This window comes from Chitinophaga sp. sic0106 (assembly GCF_019219075.1).
Classification (GTDB): Bacteria; Bacteroidota; Bacteroidia; order Chitinophagales; family Chitinophagaceae; genus Chitinophaga.
The window spans coordinates 1-1,293 of sequence record NZ_JAHUWJ010000041.1; the positions used below are offsets into that span (position 1 = coordinate 1).

Below are 1,293 nucleotides of genomic sequence, written 5' to 3' on the forward strand. Positions count from 1 at the left end.
GATACACCCTTTTACTTTTGTAGGAAATTATTAAACAGGTATATTAATGTAGTTATACTAGTTATTACCCTGTTGGGAAATGAGAGAGATACACCCAGATAGGCATTGGTCATATCGTAAAAAAGGAATTTCCATTTCCCTTTTCAATTTCTTCAGAGTCTGAACAGTACTTAAGGCTACCGTTTCCAGGTAAGCAAGCGTAAAACAAAAGGGAAGACATAGGAAGAAAATCAGGGTTTCTACATTAAACACCTTAGTATGGAAACAGTAGTCAAACAAAGTATAGGTTTGGATATCGCCAAATCAAATTTTACAGCCTGTATTGGCAAATACAATACTGACGGCAGTTGTATCCTTAGCAAGGCAAGTAAATTTGATAATACCCGTGCAGGGTTTAATCAGTTGCTCAGGTGGGTACGTAAATATTGTGAACCGTCAATCGAAACGGTTTATAGTATGGAAGCTACGGGTATATATTATGAAGCTTTAGCATACCATTTACATGAATTGAAACTATATGTCAGTGTGCTTTTGCCGAATAAAGTAAAGCACTATGCTAAGAGCTTGAATATCAAATCAAAAACTGATAGTATTGACGCAGAGATAATAGCTCGGATGGGCTTAGAAAGAAAACTGGATCCGTGGTCTCCACCTGCTCCGATTTTTAAACAGCTCCGCGATCTGACACGCCTTTATACAGATTTGAAAGTAGAGAAAACAGGATTTATCAATAGATTAAAAAGTATTCAATCAGGCCATGAGCCATCTGCTTTTGTTACAAAAGCAACAGAGGACATAATTAAGCAGCTAGAGAGTGCAATAGTTAACTGTATGAAAGAAATAGAACGACTGTTAGCTTCAGATCCATGGTTGGAGGAGAAAGTGACCAAATTACTTACAATAAAGGGTTTAGGATTAATAACAATCGCCATTATCCTTGCTGAGACAGCTGGTTTTAATAACATCTTTAATGCAAAACAACTGGCTAGCTATGCAGGTTATGATGTTGTTCAACGCGAATCGGGAAGTAGTATTAAAGGAATTACCAGAATATCAAAAAAAGGGAATACCAGAATCAGGTCTGCGCTTCACTTTCCTTCAATAGTAGCAGCTACACACAATAAAGATCTCAAAATAGTATATCAGAGAATTAATAAAGGAAAAGCCAGTAAAATGATAGGAGCGACAGCCTTACAGCGTAAAATCCTGCTCCTGACATATGCTATGTGGAAGAACAATACTATTTATAGGTACGCATCGTAACTTTTAAAGTATCTTATATCAATTATAAAT

The 1,293-nt window shown here is 36.3% G+C and carries 1 protein-coding gene; it reads left to right on the top strand.

Features of this window, described 5'->3' with window-relative positions:
- Positions 1–258 precede the first annotated feature (258 nt).
- Positions 259–1,263, top strand: coding sequence for an IS110 family transposase (locus tag KW844_RS28820; protein WP_218380236.1), 1,005 nt, complete (start codon positions 259–261; stop codon positions 1,261–1,263).
- Positions 1,264–1,293: the final 30 nt, after the last annotated feature.